Below are 208 nucleotides of genomic sequence, written 5' to 3'. Positions count from 1 at the left end.
GGACTTCGAGGCCGAGGTGTACGTGCTGTCGAAGGACGAGGGTGGCCGTCATACGCCGTTCTTCAAGGGTTACCGGCCGCAGTTCTACTTCCGCACGACGGACGTGACGGGTGCGGTGACGCTGCCGGAAGGGGTGGAAATGGTGATGCCGGGCGACAACGTGAAGATGGTGGTGAGCCTGATCCACCCGATCGCGATGGACGAGGGC

The 208-nt window shown here is 63.5% G+C and carries 1 pseudogene; it reads left to right on the top strand.

Annotated elements, in window-relative coordinates:
* Positions 1 to 208: pseudogene (gene tuf, locus RHOFW104R8_RS10825) on the top strand (elongation factor Tu); the annotation flags it as partial.

It is taken from the genome of Rhodanobacter sp. FW104-R8 (genome assembly GCF_001617365.1).
Lineage (GTDB): Bacteria > Pseudomonadota > Gammaproteobacteria > Xanthomonadales > Rhodanobacteraceae > Rhodanobacter.
Note: the sequence above shows the minus strand (reverse complement) of the source record. Positions and strands in the feature narration are given on the sequence as shown.